The organism is Paraburkholderia sp. BL6669N2, assembly GCF_003387275.1.
GTDB lineage: Bacteria > Pseudomonadota > Gammaproteobacteria > Burkholderiales > Burkholderiaceae > Paraburkholderia.
The window spans coordinates 3,827,766-3,849,464 of record NZ_QUNA01000001.1 but is presented as its reverse complement, the minus strand read 5'-3'; the positions used below and the strand labels follow the sequence as shown (position 1 = coordinate 3,849,464).

Annotated in this window: 23 protein-coding genes and 3 pseudogenes; 8 read left to right on the top strand and 18 right to left on the bottom strand. The window is 57.5% G+C overall.

Annotated elements, in window-relative coordinates:
• The first annotated feature begins 480 nt into the window (after window positions 1-480).
• Window positions 481-1,500, top strand: coding sequence for a phosphate ABC transporter substrate-binding protein PstS (gene pstS / locus B0G80_RS17575; protein WP_116118804.1), 1,020 nt, complete (start codon window positions 481-483; stop codon window positions 1,498-1,500).
• Window positions 1,501-2,081: 581 nt separating this feature from the next.
• Here pstS and phoU read toward each other — a convergent pair.
• The 3 genes from phoU to B0G80_RS17560 all read right to left on the bottom strand — a co-directional run bounded on the left by phoU (window position 2,082) and on the right by B0G80_RS17560 (window position 4,806).
• Window positions 2,082-2,789 carry a phosphate signaling complex protein PhoU gene (gene phoU / locus B0G80_RS17570; protein ID WP_106305699.1) on the bottom strand — a complete coding sequence of 236 codons (708 nt, stop codon included), beginning with the start codon at window positions 2,787-2,789 and terminating at the stop codon, window positions 2,082-2,084.
• A gap of 171 nt (window positions 2,790-2,960) precedes the next feature.
• Window positions 2,961-3,407, bottom strand: a complete 447-nt coding sequence (locus B0G80_RS17565) for a hypothetical protein (RefSeq protein WP_106305270.1) — start codon at window positions 3,405-3,407, stop codon at window positions 2,961-2,963.
• A 1,174-nt stretch (window positions 3,408-4,581) separates the two neighbouring features.
• The gene (locus tag B0G80_RS17560) at window positions 4,582-4,806 is read right to left on the bottom strand and encodes a CHAD domain-containing protein (RefSeq protein WP_116119730.1); all 225 of its coding nucleotides are present in this window, start codon (window positions 4,804-4,806) and stop codon (window positions 4,582-4,584) included.
• Between the two features lie 153 nt (window positions 4,807-4,959).
• Between B0G80_RS17560 and B0G80_RS17555 the strand changes: the two genes are divergently transcribed.
• Together B0G80_RS17555 and B0G80_RS17550 are read left to right on the top strand one after the other, a co-directional pair.
• Complete coding sequence (locus tag B0G80_RS17555; RefSeq protein ID WP_181919973.1) at window positions 4,960-5,622, top strand: ParB/Srx family N-terminal domain-containing protein; 663 nt, start codon at window positions 4,960-4,962, stop codon at window positions 5,620-5,622.
• Window positions 5,615-5,878: a hypothetical protein gene (locus tag B0G80_RS17550; RefSeq protein WP_116118803.1), complete on the top strand. Its 264-nt coding sequence runs from the start codon at window positions 5,615-5,617 to the stop codon at window positions 5,876-5,878. The genes B0G80_RS17555 and B0G80_RS17550 overlap by 8 nt, the downstream gene beginning before the upstream one ends.
• A 612-nt stretch (window positions 5,879-6,490) precedes the next feature.
• Here B0G80_RS17550 and B0G80_RS17545 read toward each other — a convergent pair.
• The 4 genes from B0G80_RS17545 to B0G80_RS17530 all read right to left on the bottom strand — a co-directional run bounded on the left by B0G80_RS17545 (window position 6,491) and on the right by B0G80_RS17530 (window position 10,748).
• Window positions 6,491-7,069, bottom strand: coding sequence for a phasin family protein (locus B0G80_RS17545; RefSeq protein WP_181919972.1), 579 nt, complete (start codon window positions 7,067-7,069; stop codon window positions 6,491-6,493).
• Between the two features lie 400 nt (window positions 7,070-7,469).
• Window positions 7,470-7,694 (bottom strand): dodecin family protein, encoded by a 225-nt coding sequence (locus B0G80_RS17540; protein ID WP_116118801.1) that lies wholly within the window; start codon window positions 7,692-7,694, stop codon window positions 7,470-7,472.
• A 306-nt stretch (window positions 7,695-8,000) separates the two neighbouring features.
• Window positions 8,001-9,878, bottom strand: coding sequence for a potassium transporter Kup (locus tag B0G80_RS17535; protein WP_116118800.1), 1,878 nt, complete (start codon window positions 9,876-9,878; stop codon window positions 8,001-8,003).
• A gap of 630 nt (window positions 9,879-10,508) precedes the next feature.
• Window positions 10,509-10,748 (bottom strand): hypothetical protein, encoded by a 240-nt coding sequence (locus B0G80_RS17530; RefSeq protein ID WP_116118799.1) that lies wholly within the window; start codon window positions 10,746-10,748, stop codon window positions 10,509-10,511.
• A 128-nt stretch (window positions 10,749-10,876) separates the two neighbouring features.
• Here B0G80_RS17530 and B0G80_RS17525 point away from each other — a divergent pair.
• Window positions 10,877-11,079: pseudogene (locus B0G80_RS17525) on the top strand (DNA-binding protein); the annotation flags it as partial.
• 257 nt (window positions 11,080-11,336) lie between these two features.
• Here the strand turns inward: B0G80_RS17525 and B0G80_RS17520 are convergent.
• Complete coding sequence (locus B0G80_RS17520; protein WP_116118798.1) at window positions 11,337-11,708, bottom strand: hypothetical protein; 372 nt, start codon at window positions 11,706-11,708, stop codon at window positions 11,337-11,339.
• Between the two features lie 495 nt (window positions 11,709-12,203).
• On the opposite strand from B0G80_RS17520, the gene B0G80_RS17515 reads away from it, so the two are divergent.
• Complete coding sequence (locus tag B0G80_RS17515; RefSeq protein WP_116118797.1) at window positions 12,204-12,632, top strand: hypothetical protein; 429 nt, start codon at window positions 12,204-12,206, stop codon at window positions 12,630-12,632.
• Window positions 12,633-12,922: 290 nt separating this feature from the next.
• Here the strand turns inward: B0G80_RS17515 and B0G80_RS17510 are convergent, their stop codons facing one another.
• From B0G80_RS17510 to B0G80_RS17470, 9 genes and pseudogenes are all read right to left on the bottom strand, one after another.
• Window positions 12,923-13,102: a DUF2934 domain-containing protein gene (locus B0G80_RS17510; protein WP_116118796.1), complete on the bottom strand. Its 180-nt coding sequence runs from the start codon at window positions 13,100-13,102 to the stop codon at window positions 12,923-12,925.
• A 247-nt stretch (window positions 13,103-13,349) separates the two neighbouring features.
• Window positions 13,350-13,649: a hypothetical protein gene (locus B0G80_RS17505; RefSeq protein ID WP_116118795.1), complete on the bottom strand. Its 300-nt coding sequence runs from the start codon at window positions 13,647-13,649 to the stop codon at window positions 13,350-13,352.
• 755 nt (window positions 13,650-14,404) lie between these two features.
• Window positions 14,405-14,557, bottom strand: a pseudogene (locus tag B0G80_RS17500) (RNA--NAD 2'-phosphotransferase); the annotation flags it as partial.
• Window positions 14,558-14,626: 69 nt separating this feature from the next.
• Complete coding sequence (locus tag B0G80_RS17495; protein ID WP_220377461.1) at window positions 14,627-15,169, bottom strand: DUF2442 domain-containing protein; 543 nt, start codon at window positions 15,167-15,169, stop codon at window positions 14,627-14,629.
• A gap of 50 nt (window positions 15,170-15,219) precedes the next feature.
• Window positions 15,220-16,236, bottom strand: coding sequence for a hypothetical protein (locus tag B0G80_RS17490; protein WP_116118793.1), 1,017 nt, complete (start codon window positions 16,234-16,236; stop codon window positions 15,220-15,222).
• 76 nt (window positions 16,237-16,312) lie between these two features.
• Window positions 16,313-16,744 carry a DUF6088 family protein gene (locus B0G80_RS17485; protein WP_116118792.1) on the bottom strand — a complete coding sequence of 144 codons (432 nt, stop codon included), beginning with the start codon at window positions 16,742-16,744 and terminating at the stop codon, window positions 16,313-16,315.
• A 121-nt stretch (window positions 16,745-16,865) separates the two neighbouring features.
• On the bottom strand, window positions 16,866-17,393 hold the full coding sequence (locus tag B0G80_RS17480) for a hypothetical protein (RefSeq protein WP_116118791.1): 528 nt from the start codon (window positions 17,391-17,393) through the stop codon (window positions 16,866-16,868).
• On the bottom strand, window positions 17,393-17,941 hold the full coding sequence (locus B0G80_RS17475) for an HAD domain-containing protein (protein ID WP_116118790.1): 549 nt from the start codon (window positions 17,939-17,941) through the stop codon (window positions 17,393-17,395). The genes B0G80_RS17480 and B0G80_RS17475 overlap by 1 nt, the downstream gene beginning before the upstream one ends.
• Window positions 17,938-18,204, bottom strand: a complete 267-nt coding sequence (locus B0G80_RS17470) for a hypothetical protein (RefSeq protein WP_116118789.1) — start codon at window positions 18,202-18,204, stop codon at window positions 17,938-17,940. The genes B0G80_RS17475 and B0G80_RS17470 overlap by 4 nt, the downstream gene beginning before the upstream one ends.
• A 300-nt stretch (window positions 18,205-18,504) precedes the next feature.
• Between B0G80_RS17470 and B0G80_RS48050 the strand changes: the two genes are divergently transcribed.
• Both B0G80_RS48050 and B0G80_RS17460 read left to right on the top strand, forming a co-directional pair.
• Window positions 18,505-18,744 (top strand): helix-turn-helix transcriptional regulator, encoded by a 240-nt coding sequence (locus tag B0G80_RS48050; protein WP_116118788.1) that lies wholly within the window; start codon window positions 18,505-18,507, stop codon window positions 18,742-18,744.
• Window positions 18,745-19,357: 613 nt separating this feature from the next.
• A pseudogene (locus B0G80_RS17460) lies at window positions 19,358-19,957 on the top strand (ATP-binding protein); the annotation flags it as partial.
• Between the two features lie 342 nt (window positions 19,958-20,299).
• Here B0G80_RS17460 and B0G80_RS17455 read toward each other — a convergent pair.
• Entirely contained in the window at window positions 20,300-20,995 is a 696-nt protein-coding gene (locus tag B0G80_RS17455) for a hypothetical protein (protein WP_116118786.1), read from the bottom strand.
• 172 nt (window positions 20,996-21,167) lie between these two features.
• Between B0G80_RS17455 and B0G80_RS17450 the strand changes: the two genes are divergently transcribed.
• Entirely contained in the window at window positions 21,168-21,698 is a 531-nt protein-coding gene (locus B0G80_RS17450; protein ID WP_106302219.1) for a TlpA disulfide reductase family protein, read from the top strand.
• The last annotated feature ends 1 nt before the right edge of the window (window position 21,699 follow it).

Sequence of the window (21,699 nt, the reverse complement as noted above, 5' to 3'; positions counted from 1 at the left end):
TCTCGGCACCGGATTGCCTTTGTTCTTCGCCGCGCCAACCTCGCTGGAACAACCGAACCCGCACCCTCGAGACCGGCCTTTATGCGCTTGCATAAAATCGCCCCACTCAGCCGAGTACTGACCGTCCAGGGCCGCAGCATTCAGTGCGGTCAACAGGAGACCGCAAATTCCGCGCAGTCGGCCAAAAATTTATATCTTCTTGTCTTTCTCTTCGAACGCCGGCGATAGAACGATTCAGTTCGCGCCACCCTTCCTTCATCCTGTAATGAAATTGGTCAGCTTGGCGAGCGTCGAAGCCTCTGAAAGCATGTGCCTCAAGCCAGTTGAGCACTACACTACCGTGATTCGACGAAATCCTCGCGGTCTAAGTAACTTTTAATTATCAGACAAACGATAATATTTTCACGCCGTTTAACCGATGAGTTTCACTCATTGACCTTCAAAAACAGTCACAAGGAGGTTTTCGTGAGACATGCTCTGATGCTTACGGTTGGTCTGGCTGGCACCCTGTTCGCCATTTCAGGCAGCGGCGCTGAAATTACCGGCGCCGGTAGCACATTTGCTGCGCCTCTTTACACCAAATGGGCAAGCGCCTATCAGGGAGCAGGCGGAGGTAAGGTGAACTATCGCGGTGTCGGCTCAGCAGATGGCCTTAAGAAAATCGTCGGGGGTCAAGTCGACTTCGCCGGTTCGGACGCACCGCTCACCGAAGCTGAGCTAGCGAAGAATGGCTTGTTCCAGTTTCCAACGGTTGTTGGCGGCGTCGTTCCAGTGGTCAACCTTCCAGGTATCCAGTCTGGCGAGGTAATACTCACTGGCAAGGTGCTCGGGGACATCTTCCTCGGGAAAATTATCTACTGGGATGACCCCGCCGTTCTCGCAATCAATCCCAAGATGAAAATGCCGGACACGCCGATTGCCGTGGTCCGGCGTCTTGACGGTTCCGGAACGACGCTTATCTGGACGCACTTTCTCTCGCAGGTCAATCCCGAATGGAAGGACAAGGTCGGCGAGGGGACTTCGGTGCCTTGGCCTCGCGGAATAGGAGGCAAGGGCAACGAAGGTGTTGCGACCTTCGTGAAGATTCTGCCGGGAGCCATCGGTTATGTTGCATGGGATTTCATGAAACAGAACCACATGACCTATGTGGCCATGCAAAATGCGGCCGGCGCTGCTGTCCGACTTGGTCCGGAAACATTCAAAGCGGCAGCGGCTAGTGCCGATTGGTCTAAATCACTTTTCCCGATTTTAACCAATGAGCCAGGCAAGAATGCATGGCCCATCGTCGGTGCTACGTTCGTGTTACTGCGCAGTACGCAGGAGACGCGGGAGCGTGGTGAGGAAACGTTAAAATTTTTTAACTGGGCATTCACCAACGGTCAGCAGGCGGCGGAAGACCTAGACTACATTCCACTTCCGGCGGCCGTCGTGGACGAAGTTCGCATGCAGTTACGCACCAGAATAACGAACTCGTCGGGCAAGGCAATCACCGCGCAGTGACGTTCGAGGACGGTTTGCATGCAAATGTCAATATGTATCAATGTGACTCGTGCCAGTTTACGCTCACGGCGAGCGGGTCATCTTGAGTCTTAGTGAGCGATGCGGTCTAGTCAGACTCTATGACGCGGCGTTTCCCTGGATTGAGCTCCTGGAGAATTGAATGGCTCACGGCAACTCTGACGAGCCGGTCAACACCATGGCGTCAAACACCAACGGGCTGCTGCGCCAGTATCTGCCCAAAGGCACAAACCTTTCGGTCGGCAGTCGGAACGTGCGACCCTATTGCCAGACAGTCGGAACAGCTCACCTCGCGCGACTCATGCCTTCCATTCGCCATTCAAGGTCCTCCGCGCGACCGTCGCCTCAGCAAGTCAACCTCGAAGCTCTAAGCTCTAAACATTAAACCCGCTGGTGGGCTTCACTCCTGAACCCGCCCCACTATTGGATTGACGTCGCACGTTGGCATCGCAAGCAATCCACGCGACGGATGCGAGTGCACGGTCAACGACTGCCACTGAGGCAATCGTCAGCCCGTCTTCGCCAGAGACGCGCGTTGGGCTTCGCCCTGCTTGCGCGGCCTTTCACTCACTCAGGGCTACGCGCTCGAGTTGTTCTCGGGGGATGTGGCGGACATCCTTGCCTTTGACGATATAGACGATTAGCTCCGCTATGTTCGTCGCGTGGTCGCCGATACGTTCAATGGCCTTGGCAATGCAGAGATAGTGCAGCCCGATAGAGATGGTTCGAGGGTCCTTCTTCATGCACGACACCAATTTTCGTACAAACGCACGAAATTGTTCATCGATAGTTTCATCATCGCGGACGACTTGAACTGCGGCAACCGTATCCAGGCGGGCGAATGCATCAAGCGCACGCCGGAGGAGACTTATCGCCATCTCGCCAGATAAGGTAATTTCCGTGGCGTCGATGGTCCTTGCCCTACCGTCATCTGCAATACGACGCGTTCGCTTCGCTACTTTCCGCGCTTCATCCCCGGCACGCTCGAGGTTCGTGACGGTCTTCGAGATTGACATCAGCAAACGCAGGTCGCGTGCAGCGGGCTGGCGCCGCGCAATAATGTTTATGCACTCTTCGTCGACTTCCGCTTCCATCGCGTTGAGTCGACGCTCGTCGACAAGGATTCGGCCGACGAGGTCCAAATCGAAGTGATGGAGCGCCTGCATTGCATTGACGACTTGTGACTCAACGATGCCGCCCATCTCGAAGACGTTCGACAACACCAGATTGAGGTCCGCGTCGAATCCGCTGGAAAGGTGCTTATCGGGCATTTGAACCCCCGTCAGCCGAACCGGCCGGCTACAAGCCCCGTTCGATTTAGCAACCACTGCATCACGGCACGCTGGCGTCGAAGCACCGGTGGCCGAAAAAAGACGACATGCGCATAGCTGCTATCACGGCCCTCGGGCTCCCATTCATAGCCTGCCTGCGGCGTGGTATCACTACGACTTTGCTGGTCGGCCAGTCTTGACGGTTTCGACCGCAGAAACAGCGGCCAGCAGACCCTCTGCGGTGGGCGCCGAGTCGAGCAAAAGCAGGCCGGCGCGAAGAAGCTCACTCTTTTTCACCGAGACGCCTGCGTCCAGACACTTCTGTTTCAGTGCCGCGATTTTCTCGTAGTCGGATTTCGGCATTGTGAAGCTGTCGCGCACCACCTTCTCTTTCTTAACGCGTTTTGCCTTCACGTCCACCGCAGGACTGACTGCTTCAGTCTCAACGGGTTTGGCGCGCTTCTGTTTGGCGGTCTTCGTCGGTGCCGGTTGGACATCTGGGGCTGCGGGAGTGTTTTCCTCACTCACCTGCTTCGCATCGGCTTTAGCGTGGCCGTTGGCATTCTTGGGAAAATGAAAGGCGTTCTTCGTCGGCTTCCTCACAATGGGTTCACTCATGGCAATCTCCAGATTGATAAACGATATAAACAGTATATACCGTTTATTTGCGGTTACCAGACCGCGCGGGTCTTATCGACTGCCGAACTCGCGACGCAGAACGGGCCGAGAGGCAGTTGGGAGCTGGCGTGCGATGAGTCAGCCGGCGGTAGGCTAATGTGAGGATGCTGCGTGGACATGGGCGTTCTCAAGCGATGTAACCTGGCGCCTCGCGAAGCCCTGTCCCTCGCTAGCATGTAATCCACAACGCCTTCGGTACGAATTGGAAAATACGCGAAACATACCGAAAAGCGTGTCGGTGCGTGTGGCGGGCGACCCGCAACGCGTTGACGAGCACTCGATTGTCGAAACCGTAAGTCGACGGCCGGACAACCACGAACCGACTTGCTCCATTATCGCCTGCACCGCCTCATGGTCCGCGAGCGTAGTCGTGCGGTGAGAAAGGGGGACTGCGAGCAGGTCGGCTAGTCGTTGTCGTGGAAATGGATATGGCTATCTTAGACTGGATACGCGACATGTGCGGTGTCGGACAAGGTTGCAACTCTTTGGCTAGCAAGAGAAATAGATGGGCGGCGACAGCGGTAACCTGGCAGAGCAAGTCGCTCCACTCGCTACGACGTGCCGTTAGCCTGTGGCCGGTGCAAGACCATCACTTTCCCCGGAACCTCGACGCGTGCCCGATAAATTTGAGCGCTGCGAGATTCAGCGATAAAAAATGTCTCGGTTCTCAGGTCCGCCGAAAGCGAGGTTCGTGGAGAGATTGCCGGCCGGCGTATTCACACGGTAGGTCGGTTCGACTCGTGCGTTGAAGACCCAGACGGCTCCCGTGCAGCATGGGCAATCAGCAGACCGCTCGAGGAATCGAGCGCCAATCCGTCAGGGCCAACGCCGCTCGAAAGCTGGATGAACGTACCGACGCTCGCGACACCCCCATTGAGGATTGGCACTCGCGACACCGCGTTCGCACACGTACCGCGAGCAGCAGCGCGTGTTCGTCGAGGTTGACCCATATTCTGCGGACATCAACATAACTCCGTTGCTTCGATTGGTCAAACTTACCGAAGGCGCTGGTGCTCGTCGAAAATTGGAAAGCACAAAATGCATGAACTTGCTGGGCAATCCGGCAGCACGCGGCATAACTGGCCGGGCTGATGTAGAGCATGCAATTAACAGGCTACCGCATGGCTCGTGCGTCCACAATCGGCCGATAGACCCAAAGCAGTGTTCGCAGCCGACGCAGTGCTACGCGAAGCTTGTGAAGCTTCTCGGCGTTGGTATTGCTCCGAAGAGCAGCCGCCTCTTCGATGGCTTCGCTGACTAATGGGTTGGGATAGGTGGTGAAGTTCGCCTCCGCGAGCGCTTCGACGCCGCGCGTATGGTTGCCTTCGTCTGTATCCATGGTTGTTTCCTCGCCTTGCAGATACATCAGAGGCGCCAAGAACCGTACCTTCCGCGGGATGGCTTGCTGACCGGTAGGCGCGGCGCTTGCTCGAAAAGATTTGCGGCGCTTGTGGCGTGTCCGGTCAATGCGTCGTCACTTCCGGAGCCGCATATGGTTGAACAATCGAATTCGGGAAGCGGCATAGCGGCTGACGGCGGCAGCTCGCCGCGCTGGGTGCCGTGGTGCCTGTTGCGACCCACGCAGGGGGCAATCGGCTACGTTCAGGTACTGGCGAAGGAGGCGACCTATCTTGAGCTTGGACCTGAAGCAAGACGTGCGTTCGCAGAAGAACAGGCCGTCGCAGTTGTTCATGGGCCGTCAGGGGCGCTCCACATAATTGACCATCATCATTGGGCGCGCGCATGGTTTGACATGGGCCTGCCCGAAGCGCCGGTTTGCATCAGGGAAGATTTCCGCGACCTCACGGGAGAGCAATTCGTGAAGACCATGTCGGAGCGGGGTTGGCTGCACCCCTTTGATGAAAACGGGCGGAAATTTCCGCTCTCTGACTTGCCTGAGTCTGTTGAAGCAATACCTGACGACCTCTTTCAGAGCCTCGCTGCATTTGTAAGAACAGCAGGCGTTTTTGAAAATCCGGGTGAATTCAATGCCAAATTCGCGTGGGCTGATTTCCTGAGAGGACACGTTGCCCGGCGCCCTGCGACAGTGGATGGATTTGCACTCATGCTTGCGGAAGCGTTCGCAGCCTCGCGGTTGCCCGAGGCGAGGCAGCTTCCCGGGCTCATTCCAACCGGGGGTCGCGAGCATGACTAAACGTTATATTGTGGAGGTCTGTTTTGAGGACGAAGGCTTGCTCGAGCTCCCCGTTGATGCAACCTACACGTTAGCGGCGTTCACTGGCGAAACCGACATGCAGGTCAGCGTGTTTGAGACACTCGATGAGAATCTCGCCGCCCAATGGGCGCACATACTTGACGCCGAAGACCGAGCCTACGTCGCGCGGGTGATGGATGAAAATAAGCTCGTTTCCCAGCAATGCGCGCGGAATCCCGGTTGGCGCGCAACCTAGTAGCGCCCCAATATCTGCTCCGATTGAGACGCGGTCTTGCGGCGAGCACGTGTCTGCCGTGGTGTGAGTGTCCTGTCGATGTGCTTTTTTCATGTGGTTGAATGGCATCCGTGCTTCAGGGGCAGCAGTGGCTCACGTCGACGTGGGACAAACTATCGGGTTTCCGGCAGCCGTGTATGTAGCGGCCGCCTGTGTATGCGCCACCGCTACTCTGCCGTCTATGAGCAGCCCGCCCGTACGCGCCAGCGCGAGTCATCGCGGGCCCTGAACAAGTCATCGGCTGGAATGGTGACGGGTGTTGGGACGGACATCGTGACTCGAATAGGCGATTGGTGCGCGCGCGGATATCACCACCATCGCTGCGCCTAACTCGCTCCTCAGGTCAGTTAAGCGACAGGGACCACGACCGATGCGACAGTACGAGGTCAGCAGCGAAATGCTACGATGGTCGCGCCGTCTTGCGCCGGTTCTCGATGACGTGCTTAAACCGTCCGGATGCCCACCCACGCTCCGCGCACGCCGCTCAGGCGGGGCCCTTACGATGAGAACACCGAAGCCGAAGGGATGCGCGGCAGGCAGTTACCAGTGTCGACAGGGCATGTCGACTAACACTTATCTTTTCCGCGCAGTTTTGACCTGTTCAACGGCCTGCTGGGTCGCTTTGTTTGTGGCGGAAGTTGCTGCCTCAATGTAGTCTTCGGCAATTTCCGGTGCTTGTTCGGCGGCCTTTTTACCGGCTTCAATTGTCCCGTCCGTCGCCTCACTGCCGGCAGTGACAGCCGATTGCATCACACTCACAGCGGCTTCGCTTCCCGCCGACGCATTGGTCGCGACCGTGTCTACCAACGCCTGCGTCTTCTGCTGTTGCTGCTTCAGTTGGGCCTCGGCGCTCGCGGCAAGTTCGGCCTGGGTGCCGTACACGATGGTGCTCACGTGCCGCCAGTACGACTGTGCTTCCTGCATCGCGGCTTGCGCCCGCCTTGCCTGCAGGGCGAATAGTTCCTGCGGGTCTTTCGTTGACAATGCCAGGTCTGCGATTGCCTGATTTTCGGCAAGCGTCGATTTGACCGCCCGCACGTTCAGTTCGGTCAGCTTTTCGATGCAGCCAAATGCCTTGGTCCATACATCGGACAGCGTTTCCAAACTGGCTCTTTGCAAAGCAACCATTGGTTGAACAGAAAGACTGCTCATTACAACCTCCATCTGGGTAAGGTAGCGGTAATCCGGAAGCCATCCTTCTATGGCCGCCCCGAACAAGGCTACTGGGCAGGAGTCTGGTTGCGAGCAAGGGCTGTTCCAGGGAGTCTGTGCAATGTAAGCTATCCTGAGAATCATAACCGGCACGACCGGCGGCGCGCCATACAGACCGCTGGCAGGTACAACGATGCACGCGAGACAGCTGGCATCCGAACGGCAGGTGTCGTGTCGGCATGACTGGGCAAGACTCAGCACCCTGGGCGACCCAGGCCGTGCCGCTGGGCCGGCTCCGGCGCGAATGCCAAGGGCGACGGCCTGACGGCCTTTACCTGGGCGCCTTCCTGCGCGTTTTTCTTCACACAGAGCAGTGCGCGCCGCCGCTGCGAGCCGCCACTCAGGCTTCGTACTTGAATGACAAAGATACGCGCGCGCGATACTCGACGACCTTGCCGCCATCAACCCTCATGTCAAGCTTGCCGACTCCGGCAACGCGCAAATCTCGTAGCGAATTCGCAGCGAGTTCCACAGCATTCTTCGCGGCATCTTCCCAAGAGTTCGGGCTGGTGCCGATAATCTCAGTGACGCTGTAAACGCTGCATTCAGTGTCCTGCGTGGCCATGATTTCCACTCCTCTCGGTTAGGAGGCGCGATTCCCGCACCTCGGTCATTTCATCATAGGCCCCGACGTGCCAACCGTCGTCGCTGCCCTCGGAGCCGCGCGTCTCGGCTGGTTAGCGGCCGGTGGAGAATTTCGGATGTTGCGCGCCGGCCACCTATATCGCAGGCGTTCGTTCCTAAGAAGGCCGGCGCTCAACGGAGCGATTGGCCTCGTTCCGAGCGCTGTACAGGCAACTATCGCCACTTTTTCCAACGTGATGTAGCCAAGGACGGAGCCGAAACTCTTCGCTCGAGTCGGCATTACCCTTCAAATCTCTACCTGCGCTCCCAGTTCGATGACCCGGTTGGGCGGAATCTTGAAGTAATCAGCCGCGTCGCGAGCGTTGCGAGACATCGTGGAATACAAGGCTTCCCGCCATAGCGCCATGCCGGCTTTCGGCGTGGCGAGGACTGTCTGGCGGGCGATAAAGAAGGAAGTTTGCATCGGGTTAATCGAGAGTCCAGCATGCCGACCTTTTTGCAAAGCGCGCGGTATGTCGCGCTCATCCGAGAACCCATAGTAGACGTTGACTTGATAGCAATTGTGTCCAAGCGGGACCACCTTGATGCGTTCCCTATCCGGAACTCTGGGGATGTCGGTGGCGTACACAGTCAAAAATATCGTTCGTTCATGCAGCACCTGGTTATGCAGTAGGTTATGCAACAGCGCATGGGGTACGCCGTCACCTTCTGCACGGAAGAAGACGGCCGTACCAGGCACGCGTAGCGGTGGATTGATGAAGAGCGACTGGAGGAAGTCGTCGAGAGGGATGAGTTGGCGTTGGAGGCTTTGGAATACCAGTTCGCGCCCCCTTCGCCACGTCAGCATGAGCATGACCATCAGCGCACTGATTGTTAGCGTAAACCAGCCGCCGCTAATGATTTTCAAACTCGTGGAAGAGAACAAAGCGACGTCAATCGTCAAAAAGAATCCGGTCGCTGCGACCGACAGCAGCAGCGGAAAATTCCAGCCGAAACGAACAACGAAAAACGTCAGCAGCGTCGTCGTCAACATCGTAGCGGTCGCAGCAATGCCGTAGGCCGAAGCCAAATTGGAAGACGAGCCGAATCCCACAACGGCCAATATGACAGCCGTGAGCTGGAGCCAATTGACGAGTGGGATGTAGATTTGCCCCTTTTGACTTTCAGAGGTCTGGCGGATGCGCATACGGGGCAGGAAGCCCAGCGCAATAGCTTGCTGAGTCACTGAAAATGCACCCGAGATTGTCGCCTGCGATGCGATAACCGTCGCCATCGTCGAGAGCACTACGAGCGGATAGACGCTCCAAGGGCCAAGTTGCAGAAAGAAAGGATTCGAAACCGCCGCCGGATTCGATAACAACAAGGCGCCTTGCCCGAGGTAATTGAGTGCCAGCGCGGGAGCGACGATAGAGAACCAGGCCAAGCGAACTGTCTTCTTGCCAAAATGGCCCATATCAGCATACAGCGCTTCCGCACCGGTGAGCGCCAGGACAACCGCACCGAGGGCGACGAAGGCCAACCACCCGTTGTGGATGAGAAAGCCGAGGGCGTGGAGCGGATTGAAGGCAATCAGAATGACCGGGTTCTTAGCGATATTAGCAACGCCCATCGCAGCAAGCGTAATGAACCAGACCAGCACAATCGGGCCGAACCATTTTCCGATACCGGCTGTGCCCCTGCGCTGCAACAAGTACAGTGCAACCAGAACGGCCAATGTCACAGGGATAACATACGGCTTAAGAGCCGGCGCGGCCACTTCCAACCCTTCAATGGCCGACAGGACTGAAATGGCTGGCGTAATCACACCGTCGCCGAAAAACAGCCCTGCGCCGACCATGCCAAGCAGCATCACCGGATAGTACCAACGGGATTTCTGAGTGACCGACGATAGCGCTAGCGCGGTCATCGCCATAATGCCGCCTTCCCCTCGGTTGTCCGCCCGCAAAACAAGAGTTACGTACTTGAGCGAAATCACGATTATGAGGCCCCACAAAATCAGCGAGACCACCCCCAGCACATTGACAGGGACAAGCGAAAGACCGTGATGTTTCGCGAATACCTCCTTCATTGTGTAAAGCGGACTGGTTCCAATGTCGCCGTACACAATTCCAATGGCAGCCAGCGTCAGCGCAGCAATGCTACTTTTATTAGAGTCTGTAGTCACGCCGCCGCCTCATTGTTGAGCCTCAAAGCATGTAACTGCGGAGCAAACTGCTGTTCCAGCTCACTACAACTTCTGCAACCGTCGCATCACATCCGACCGCAACCGACCTCTGCTTACGTTCCGGCAGTTCGCCGCGACGGCGCTTCCCACCTTGTGATAGTCATTATAGGCGGGTGCCATTCTTGCCCGCTCCGAATCCGTAGCCGCCAAGTTCGCGCAAGTCTATGCATTCGGGTTGGGACGCTGCATGGAAGTATGCGCACTCCAAAGCAAGACGTTGGCTTGCTGATAACTCATGACGGTGATGGAGGTCTTCTCGGGAGCCCTTTCCTTTATTAGCAATACGGCTCCGGACTGGTAAAAACAAGAGCTCGCATCTCAATTGAATTCCATTCGACAACTGGTCGCAGCTCAGCCGTCATTTTCCGTGAGCGCCCAGACCGGCACGAGCCTGGTCCCGGGCACGCTCCGGGTGCGGACGGATACGCGTCGTCCGTAGGTGACTGACAAAACAGCAGGCGTGCCTCCTGGGGACACCGGGGGGAATGAGCGTTCCCGCCGCGCTGACAAACGCCGAGAGCGTGTCCTGGACCGCAAGAGACTCAATTGCCGACCGTTGGTCGGCAATTTTCATGGGTACGGCTTAGCCGCCCCCGCCAGCACCCGTTCGAGCGCCATCGACCTGGCCGCTTCCTCCGCTTGCTCGGCCGTATCGAACACACTGCCCGACACATACACCCTGTGCCACTCCGGGTTATCAGACGCGTCACGGAAAATGCGAAAGCGCGCGCAGTAGCCACGTGGCGTAGCCGGTATCACGTCGATGTCGACGGACGCACCTTCTATCTGATGCCTGACGAAGCCGTCCATGCCACCCTCCTGACGCCTGCGTTGTACGCAGAAATCCTAGCATGATGGTCGCGATGCGGTAGGTGCGTTGCAGCAAATCACCGGGCATCAATCAGACGCTCGATGACTTGCACACTCGTTCGACTTGATTGACATCGGTCCACAAGAAGGGCGCGAAGGAGTTCACACTGCCCGGTCTGCTGAAGGTTGTGGCTCAGGGCGTGCCCGCCACGAAGAAGCGCGCTTCGGCAAGGGCCCGTTCACGGGTGAAGACAAGTGGTTCACCGCGAAACCTGCTTCAATGCGTCTGAAAGTGCGGCTGCTGAAGAAGCTGAAGGACGCCGCACTGTAAGCGAAAGTGTTCTGACGTGATAGCGCCCCTCGCGACCAAAATCCGGGGGGCGTTTTGATTTGCGACGGACGACGTCGGCGTAGCAATTGGATAGCGCGTCGTTTTGTGAGTGAACCGGTTCTGGTTGAGCGCCCGCCATTTCCTTCTGAAGGACCAGCTCGCGCGTGAGTATGACGCACGACACTTCTCGTCCGGGCCGAAAGCCTCACTACCGTGCGACGGCATTCGACGGCGGCAAGCCTGGCGATGAAAAGCCTTCAGGCCAGCTCTTTAACCTGTCGCGTCGCCCGCTCCGAACCAAGAAGACCCTCAACCATCCGGGCCTGAGCTTTCATGATGTCGTTGAGGGAAGCAGCGTTGAGTTGTTCACCGAATACAGCAAGAGCGGTGGATAAAGGCAAGTAATCTGCATCGCAGACACGCCACCCGCCTCCTGCGTGCTCTTCGGCGTTGATATGCATAAGTGTGGCTTGTGCCGATTCCCGTGGGAAAGCATCCAGTGCGATGTAGCACTGCAGTAGCATCGCCGGCGTCACAGGCTCAAGCGAAGCGTGGCTGTAAGTCAGCGTGCGCAGTAAAGGTGACATTGCCGGGCGGCTGTGTTTTTGAGAACGAATTTTGCGGGTCACGTTCAGTTGTCTGGTAGCGCGGCAAACGGCCAACATGTTGAGTTAGATGGACGAAAAGCACGATGGCTGCACGACCGCTTTTTGCCGAGCCTCTCAAGGCAACGGTCAGGTCAGCCCGTTAGCACGCTGTGACCCATGACACCGGCTCAAATCCGATGTGTCTTGCAGCTCAAGGCGAGACACGCGCTGGCCGGACTGTTGTCGCCAATGCCAGCTTGACCCGCATGCCGTAATGCGGACGACAAGTTAGAAGAGCTGCAAGGCGTCGATGCTGCAGCCTTGGCTCGATTGGCAGGTAGGCCAATCCGATGTCGGCATGCGGGTCAAAATCATTTTGGCGTCGACAGCAAATCTGCTTGTTCCCTCCCCCTGAGGTTACCGCGTGGTTTTGCCGAAGTACGCCGCTCGGCCGCTTAGCCTCCGGCCAACGGGCGTCGTGTATTATCGTGAACATCGACGTTGCCCCGAAACAGGTTGTCAACACAGGAGGAGCCAATGGACGTATCTTTTCTCATCGACCCACTCCGCGAGACTGTGACAAGTGTCCCGGATGGCTACGCGCGAGCCGCTGAGCTGATAGGCACTGATACGGCGAGCGGCTCGCCGCTATGGTCGGAGGCGACTGACCCGGATGCCACTGTCGAGGTGATTACTGCGGACGACAGCCTGATAAACGAGCCCCTTTCGCGTGGCTTTTTCGTGGTCACCTTGACCAAGGACGGTGTACCTTATGAACGCCTATTTGCGGGCAAGGCAATTCTGAACGCCTATGGCAACCCGCCGTCGGACATCAAGGACCAAGTGAAGACGCTGAAAGCTGCACGAGAGCGCGTCAGGTTTCTCGGCTCGGAAGATGCGCTCCTTTGGTTCGAGCAGCACGCAGGTGGTGCCCCCTTCGACCTCGACGGGTCCACGGAAAACTGATTCTCAACGCCGAGCATTTTTGAGTCTGTCGGAGACAGCCCTCAGGACCCTTTGTGAGGAACTCTATGTCGGCTATTCCTCAGCGAGCGCCGAGATTCCGCGTCGCGCGAAGCTTGGGTACAGGCGGCGCCAGCTTGGACTGTCATCGCGGTCGCACGAAGCGGCAACGAAGGAACACCACGCGAGCACCGCGCCGTGCAGTTCGCCAGCAAGAGGAATGTAGTGGCCTGGGTTATGGCTCGGCCACGCACTCAACGGCGTGGCTACTCCTCAGCGCTAGCCGGTTTTCGTCACCCTGGCAGCCGGCCCTTCGGGCCGTCTCCGTTGTCGTCGGCTTTTGATTCTTCCTCATCAATCTGAAACCGCGCTTGTTCCCAATACTCGTCGGCGCGTCCCTCCGGGCTGCCGTCTTTTTCCCAGAGCTCGTAGGCCCTTGCACGAATCTTCTCTTCCCGCGAATCGTTATCCATTGCATGCCTCCTGGCAGGTTCCCCACGACCAGCTACTCATCAATTTGCACAGCGACCCTTTTCGATGGCAGAAGGCGCAGGAGCTAACTACAGAACAGACAAACTCAAAGTCGGCGTCCATATGAAAGCTATCGGCATCTGACGTTCCGGACGCTCTCCTGCGTTCCCCGGCAACCTGCCGAATAACCCTCACTAACCGGGAGCCTGACCATGCAGATTGCAGGATACGCCCCAAACAGCACCGCCGCTAATAAGCCTTCTTCATTCCGCCACTGTCGGAGGCTGGCGCAGTCATTTCCCCCTTTTTATGCATCGTCGGCTTCATCTGCTTTTGCGACATTTCACCTGACTTTCCCATAGTGTTTGCACCCGACGCGCCAGATGGGGACTCTGTCGTTCCGCTTGCATTCGGGGTTCCCATTCCAGTGCCACCCTTGCCTGCACCGGCGCCCCCGCCACCAGTTGTTCCCGCACCCTGCGCGTATGCGACACCAGATAGACTCAAAATGAACGCCGAAAACAAGATTCCTTTCACAGCAACTCGCATGACGGTCTCCTTCGTATGCAAAGCGACAGGCTGCAACCTGGGTCGGTGCAACCCCGCCGTCCTGCTTCGCGCAATTCTCGTGCCGCTTCTGGCCTTGGCATAACGTCTGTTCACCACCGGTACCGCAGACGGCGGCAAATGTACCGGCCAAGCTTGCCCTGTGACCCTGGACTCCGACCGCCTCGCAAGAGCCGGCTGCGCATCCTCGTCGGTGACTCATCGCGCCGACCACAAAAGGTGCTTCCCAAACAGGCGTTGCGCTGATTCCGGCAGTTCACCGAATTTCCAGGTGTCGCGAAATATTTATCGAGCCGAAATCTCGGTACATATCCCGGAGTTTTGTGAACGTCGAGAAATGTCCCTACATGCCAGCCAGTTTTTGAGAGCCTTCACGCCTGTTGAATTGGCTATACCTACGGCCGTCTGTTGCCGCGGATTTAAGTCTTCAAGGACTGAGGTTCGGGGTGGCGGACGTGCAGTAGGGGCACCTTGTTCGTGCTCGAATGAAACTCAAACATATTTCGCTGGGATACTGATGGACGGCACGAACGTTTTTGACGGAGACGACGGGCTTTTTGAGTTTGGCACGTTGCTTCCGCTTTGGCTGTTCAATCCGAGACCGGAAAAGCCGGTTGGATTGCCGGACAACACTCCCGTGTTGACGTGCCCGGTGGCAGACGAGGACGCTTACTGCCTTGCGACGGATTATCTCGAGTCATCCGTAGAGCGGCTGTTCAGGAAAGAGGACATACATTTCATGCTTTGGTCCCGTGCCCGTCCGCCCCAAGCTGAGCGAGGTATGCTGCTGGTACTACCTTAGTAAGCCAAACTCCGTTATCCGACCGCGAGAAAGCGTACCCGTCAGCGTGCATCTGCGCGGCGTCCACGACCAACACCAACGGTTGGCCGTGGCGAGCACCTAGGCATCACCAACAACAGCAGGTCTATGCACATGCGCGCCTTCGTTGTACTGCTTGTCACCAGCCAAGCAAGACCCGCAGCCGCGCCATTAACCAGTCCGTTTCTGAGCGCTCTGTCCAATTTTTTCCTACAATCGCCCGCCGCATCCGCCGCAGCGTCACTTCGCGCGAATTTTGCGGATATCTGGCGGCGTCTGCGAGGGTTTTGGGGACAAGCTGCTGTGCAAGGTCCTCGCACACATCCCAACGGACCCATCGCTCCTCTGCGGTCAGGCCGACTACAAACCTGTCATCAATCCACCGACCGGCAAGTTTTGGCTGCGCTCCTGCTAGCGAAGCAGGTGTTGGGTCCCAGGGGAAATCCGCAGGCACTTGAGAGGTCAACCGCTCATCTCGATGGTGCCTCTCAGCGTCGCGCATCAAGTCCCTGACGCTGATGTCTTCGTCGATTTGACCCCATCGCAGTACAGTGCCCGACGCAGAAATGCGGAAATCGCATCGTTGCTCAGGGGTTGCCCCCAAAAGTTTTGAAAACCTCCGCAAAGGAATTCGTAGCATGCCTCCGTCTTTCAGAAAGACATTCAGACTATCGTCTTCCACATTTGCTCTGATTGCTATCGGTCGAATGCGACTTATCATGACACCGCTCTTTAGCGGCGAGCGCTTTGCGCGACGAGATGGGCGATAACTCGCTTCGCAACTTCGACGAGGCCCATCGCTTTGCCGCTGGGGACCGTTTCTGATTGCAGAGCGGTGCCTGGTGCAGCGACGATTCGAATCTGAACGTACTCACCGATGAGCGCGATTTGCACGCACGCTTCAGGTGCCGCTTTGTCATCCCCGACCGCTTGACGTTCAACGAAAAGGCTAAATGTGCGAGCGTCGGGGTATGGTCCGAGGGGCCATTCGTAGCCGTGCGAATGCAGTGCCGTAGACACGCGGTCCCACAGTGACCTCCTTGGGTCAATGTCCACAGCCGCGGTATAAAGCGGTTCAAGACCGGGCGGCTCGGTCTCGTGATTCCCGTCGTAAATTTTGACGGAGGTGCGCGACCATTCCGAAGCCCACGCCATGGCCATTCGGCTCACTGTTTCGAATCGATTTTTATCATTTTTGAGCGCTTCAAGCGGACTAAGGTCGGCAAGGCTTTCACGCGGCGAAGTGAGAAAGTCCAGCCGGGCGTCCGTTGGCGCGGTCGCAATGACGTGGCAGATTGCGTATAGGTTCCTCCGCTGATTTGCTGGAACTGCAAGCAAAGCGGCGAAATACTGCACACCGTCGACCTCAATGCCGAAAACGCTCTCGTCTGCGAGGAGCAGGGAAAGACGTCGCGATGTCAGGTTGCAGCGCCTGCGAAATTCCGCCTCTGAAATTAGTTCGCCGTTCGCAATCATCTCTCGGCGAGTCGTTAGTGCTTGCTGCCAAAGGTCCTCGCGGAGGATGTCTTCGTCGATGTCTTCGCCGGCCTCCAGATAGGATTCGAGGACGATGTGCTCAATACGCGCGATAACCTCATCTGGCAAGTGTCCAACCTTGACGCGGTCCGTCACCGCTAGCCTGAAGTTGTTTGCGGCGATTTTGCGGACAAGCGATGACGCGTGGAATTGCGGGAGGTCGTACTCCGCGTCGATGCGGCGCATCGAGATGTCCCAGCCGCTGTCGGTCATATCGAGCTCGCAGAACTGACGACAGGATGACCACGCACTCGCGTCGAATGTTCGTCGCTCGATTGGTCCTGGACTTTCACGGTTGCCGCTCCTTTCGCTGATTCACACTTCTCCGCTCGTAGGTCACAGTTTTGCTCCCAACTTGAATCTTGCGTGTGATACGGCGGCCGCCTGTATTTACTACTGCAAGCATGGGCACTTGAGTCGTTTTGCTGGCGTTGTAGTCGCGCGCCAGCTCCCCGGGAGCGACATCAATCTTCAGCTTCTTAAAAACCTGGGCCGCGATTGTCTCGAAGGGAGCGGCAGGCGCAAGCTCGTTGGTAAATTTATTGAGCCGCGTTTTGGCGTAAATTCCCACGCTTACCCGCACGAGCCTCTTGGACTTAACTAAGGTGGATAGAACGCGGCTAAGTTGCGCTGGACTTCCAAGCGCGGCAAGCTCCGAACGAAGAATCACAATGCTGTGCCGCCTTGCAATTGAGCGCATCACGCGGGTTTCCAGTTTCACTGAGGTCTCCAGTGGCCCGTACAGCGCATTGATTGACGTAACAGCCTGCGCTGATATCTCGCAGCGGCGCGTCGAGTGTCGCCCAACCAGCGAACGCCGGACCACCCCGGGCCGAGCTTCACTACATGCCCCCGCGGCGCATGCGTTGTATCAAGTCCGCGACCACTGGATGATGCTCTCTGCTTGCAAGATGAAGAAGCACTGCGAGGCCGATTTCTACGGCTGAGTTCGATGGGTCGACGCGTACGCGTGCAATTTTCATCAAGGGCGCGCCTGTGGCTACGGCTTCGCCTCTCACGCGTCCTACAGAATCGACGGACACGGTAAAGCGCGCCGCCGCATCGTGGATGCGGCCACACTCGCGCTCGACGAAGCAAGTTACATTAGTCACGCGTTTGCGCTTTGCCGGTGACAATTGCTCAGGCTTTGCCACTTCGTCGTCGTGTGTAAGCACAAGCTGGGCGCTTTCGTATCTGTACAAGGCGTGATACGCGTCAGCCCATATGTCGGCAACGCCTCCGTGCTGTATGCAACGGCCGTGTAAAACATGAGCCCACTGCAGGTTAAAGCCAAATCGACCTGTGTACATTCCAATCACTATGCCTTCATTCTGCCGAAATTCCGTGCTGTCAACTGCATAAACCGCCATCAATACTCCTGCTGATACATTGCGGCCAGTTTTGCTCGCAGTTCTGCAAACACAACTGGAGCGCTTATTCCAAGGACCTCATGCGTTCGTACGAGCTTGTCGCGACACCAAGTAGGCCAATGGAGGTAGTCATCATCTACGGCCAACCAATCGTCGGGCTTACGGCGCAAAACGTCCGCCCATATTTGCATTCCACGGGGCGCCTGCTTAAACAACTCTGCGTCCATAGCCTCGTGGTATGTTGCTCCAATCACGCGGGTACGTAGCTCTGGTGGCAACTTGCGTGCGACTCTTACGACGCTTTTGTAGACACGTACCCAGGACGTCGACAGCACAATTTGAAGGTCTGGATATGGCAACAAGACTTTCTCAAGCAGTCCTACATTCTCGAACAACTTGTGCCCTGCAGGCGACTCGATGTAAGGTCCTCTACCCGGGCGCATATAAACATTCTCGGGGTGTAGAACCCCATCAAAGTCCAAATACAAAACGAATCCGCCAGTTGCCGCCGGTGCGGGCACAGCGGGCGGCGTCAAAACATCGCTCATCTGTCTATCTTTGTGTCGTCGTACAGACCGACCTCTTGCGAAATACGCGCTAGCTCGCGCAGCGCTCTGCGCGCAATTCTCTGCCGCTTGCGTCGATAAGCTTCAGCCTTTTCTCGAAACACGTACTTGTGGCCACGACGCACTATCACTGGGCGCAAGGTGTGTTTCCGCAACAGCTTTTTGACCACGTACACCCGCGACACGAAAAGCAGCCGTGCCAACTCGGCAATTGACATCAGGTCGTGATTTTTGGCGGTAGCCATTCATGAAATCCTGCCTCTCTCCGGTCCAAGTTTGTGGAGTTTTCGGGTTCTTTGGCTGCTCCGCTGGCAAGCAGCAGTCACATCTTCGATTTCGATGTTTCCATCCCGAGGCCGTGTGCCAACAACTAGAAGCGGACTCCGTCGTCGCCGTGGATAGTTCTGACGAGCCCTAGGTCGGTCGGCGAAGCGCTTCAGAAACTCAAATACGTCTTTGGCGACGTATTTTAGTCTTTTACGCTCTGTACGCAAGAGGCTTTTGACGGAAAACTCTGTCCTTCGCAGAATTTTCTAAAAAATTGCATGTTGTTAAGGAAGGCTTTTGGTCTCTCGATTAGCTCTGAACGCAAGGCGCGAAATTTGACGCAGGCGCAACTAGCTGAGCTGGCCGACGTCCACCTGTCCGCCCTGAGCGCACTCGAGCGGGGCTTACGACCTGCCAGTCTGGATACCTTGGAGACTGTTTCGCAGGCGCTTGGCGTTCCGCTTTCAATCCTGTTCCGGCGAGCGGAAGACCTGCAACAAACAAACCCTGACCGATAGATGGACTGGCCGCAGCGTCGCCTTGGCAAAGTGTTCAGAGACTCAATTGCGCTTTTTTAGACGAGATACAGACGAGGGCCTGTCAAGTTAAGCCCAGGCGTCACCGATGATTTTTACGCGGACGGCGTTCGTGAAGGCCACGATGTGATTGATGAACGGCGTCTGACTTGTTCGACAGTCAAAGAGGTGGATTGGCAAGCCAAGCTTCGACGACATCTTGACGCCAACGAAGAAGCTCGCGGTCAGATAGAACCGCACGGGGTGGCAGCAGCCAAGGGCGGTGTCTTGCTCGCAGGATGATTGTGCGCAGAGATAGGCCGAGGATGTCGGCAAGTTCGCTGGAGTCAAGGTAGCGGTACGGCGTAGAGGTGGAGGCTGATTTCATTCAGCCTGAAGACAGCCGACTTTAGCCAGCCTATGGCTTCAACGCATGACCATCTTATGTAGGTCCTGCGTTTGCCTCTGTGGTGCCCGCGCGCATGCCATGAAAGCAATTTGATAAATTTGTAACGTGGATGGCCGCCGTTTCACATCATGAAATGATGTGTAAACCTTGAAAACCATCAGTCCTCGCTGCGCGAGGATTGACAACGGCACAAACCAAAAAAGCTAACTTCCTGAGTTCGATCGCCATGTCCTGGAAACGCTGCGGGAACCGCTCGAAGCCGGCCGCATCACGATTTCACGCGCCGCCTTACAGGCGGATTTTCCGGCTGCGTGTCAATTGATCGCCGCCATGAACCCTTGCCCATGCGGCTGGCGCGGCGATCCCAACGGCCGTTGCCGTTGCACGCCGGAGATCGCTGCGCGCTATTTGCGCAAGCTTTCCGGCCCCCTGCTCGACCGGATCGACATCCAGCTCGAGATACCCGCTCTCACGCCAGCGGAACTGTCCGCGCGCTCGACGGCGGTCGGCGAAACAAGCGCCGCCATCGCGGCGCGCGTCAGCCGCGCCCGCGAGCGGCAATTAAGCCGTCAGGGCAAAACCAATCGTGAATTGGGAGGACGGGAAGTGGACGAAGTCTGCCGCCCCGACTCTGCCGGCGAGGCCTTGCTGCGCGAAGCCGGGGAACGCTTTGGCTGGTCGGCGCGCGCGTACTACCGGGTTCTGAAGGTGGCACGCAGCATCGCCGATCTCGCCGGCGCGCCGATGCCGAGCGCCGCGCAGATTGGCGAAGCGATCCAGTATCGCCGGGCTTTTGGCTCTCTATGAGGCGAAAAACATGCTGTCAAGACTTGACTTATGCACACGCTCGCGTTCCAGATAAATTTTGAAACAACTGAAAGGTACGCTGGGAGCTGCATCCAAAAGACGTTGATTTGATTGAGTTTTTTTAGCGGCGTCGAGAGAGCCGAATCTGACAGAGTGCCCATAGAATGGGCATCTCCAGCCAATTTTCGCGAGTTCTCAACAGAGTTATCCACAGGAACGGTGAGCAACAGGAAAACCTCAACGTAAACCGGGAATTAGCGCGCAAAGCTGCGAAGGAACTTTCAGTGTGCGCAGCGCCGCTGCCGCGCCCGTCAGGCGCCGAATCGGCCAAAAATACCGCACTCAGTACAGCTGGAACGACGAAAAAAATTGGTCGACCTGTTCCTGCTGCATCGGCTTCGACGCGATGATCGCAGCCTGATACACATGCCGTCCGCGCGCCACGAGCCGGGCGTAGACGGTGCGGGTCTCGTGCTGCGAGCCAGCCTCGCCGCTCAACTTCATTTCCAGACCGAGCACCTGGCCGCCGGCAGCAAGCGGGATCTGCACCGCACGCGCATCGGGCGCGGCGCCCACGTTACGGGCGAGGCCGGTGCGCAGGAAATCGAGCGCGGCGCGCTGCGTGGCTTCGTCGTCATTGGGCAGCATGACCGTGCCGACCGCGAAAACGGCGTCGCCGGCTTCGGCTGTCTGCATCGCCATCTGCATCGGCGTGCCGTTGATCTGCACGGCTCGCTGATCGTTGCCCGGCTTGGCCGGCAGGTCGACGGTGTAGCCGTTGTCATTGTTCATGATGGTCCGCCAGTCGAAAGTGGGCGAACAGGCGCTCAGCGCGGCGCCTAACGCCAGCGCGAAAGCGAGCGTGCTCAACGCCGTGCGCGCGCTCGACAATTGAGACGCGGAGCCCACCGGGCGGCCGCCGCTCCCTATCGGGCGCGGCGAGCGGGCAAAAAAGCGGGCCGCCGAGTCGCTGGCAGAAGTAAGAAAGAACGGGATTCGAGCGAGAAAGCGACTAACGCAAAAAACAGTTCGGAGCATGGGGACAGAAGATCAGACTGACGAGGACGTAAAACCCTATTATCCGCTCCTGGCCCGCGGCCTGCCGCACCGCCCGAATGGGGCTACAATAACGGGGCCGTTCAGCACCGGGCCGAAAACCCAAACCGACGCATTGTCCCGCGCTTTCCGCGCGACTCCTGAGGTTCCGTTCATGAGCTCCACGCCGTCCACCGCCACCCGGCGAGCGAATCCGCTTCGCTACATCATCATTGCCGCCGTGGCCGTCGCGATTGCCGTCGCCGGTTATTTTGCGTTTGCCGGCCAGCAGCGCGTGCCGGATGCGACCTTCACGTTGCTGTCTGGTCAGAAAGTTTCGACCGCCGACCTGAAAGGCAAGGTCTACCTCGTCAACTTTTGGGCGACGAGTTGCGACACGTGCATGAAGGAAATGCCGCAGATGGTCCAGACGTATAACCGCTTCAAGGGCCAAGGCCTCGAATTCGTCGCCGTGGCGATGAACTACGACGCGCCCATGTACGTGGCCAACTACACGCAAACCCGCCAGTTGCCGTTCAAGGTCGCAATGGACGACGGCTCGGCCGCCAAGCAGTTCGGCAATGTCCAGCTCACGCCGACCACGTTCTTGGTCGACAAGGACGGCAAGATTCTCAAGCGCTATGTGGGCGAACCGCAATTCGCGGAACTCGACCAGTTGCTCGAAAAGGCGCTGAAACCAGCCTGAA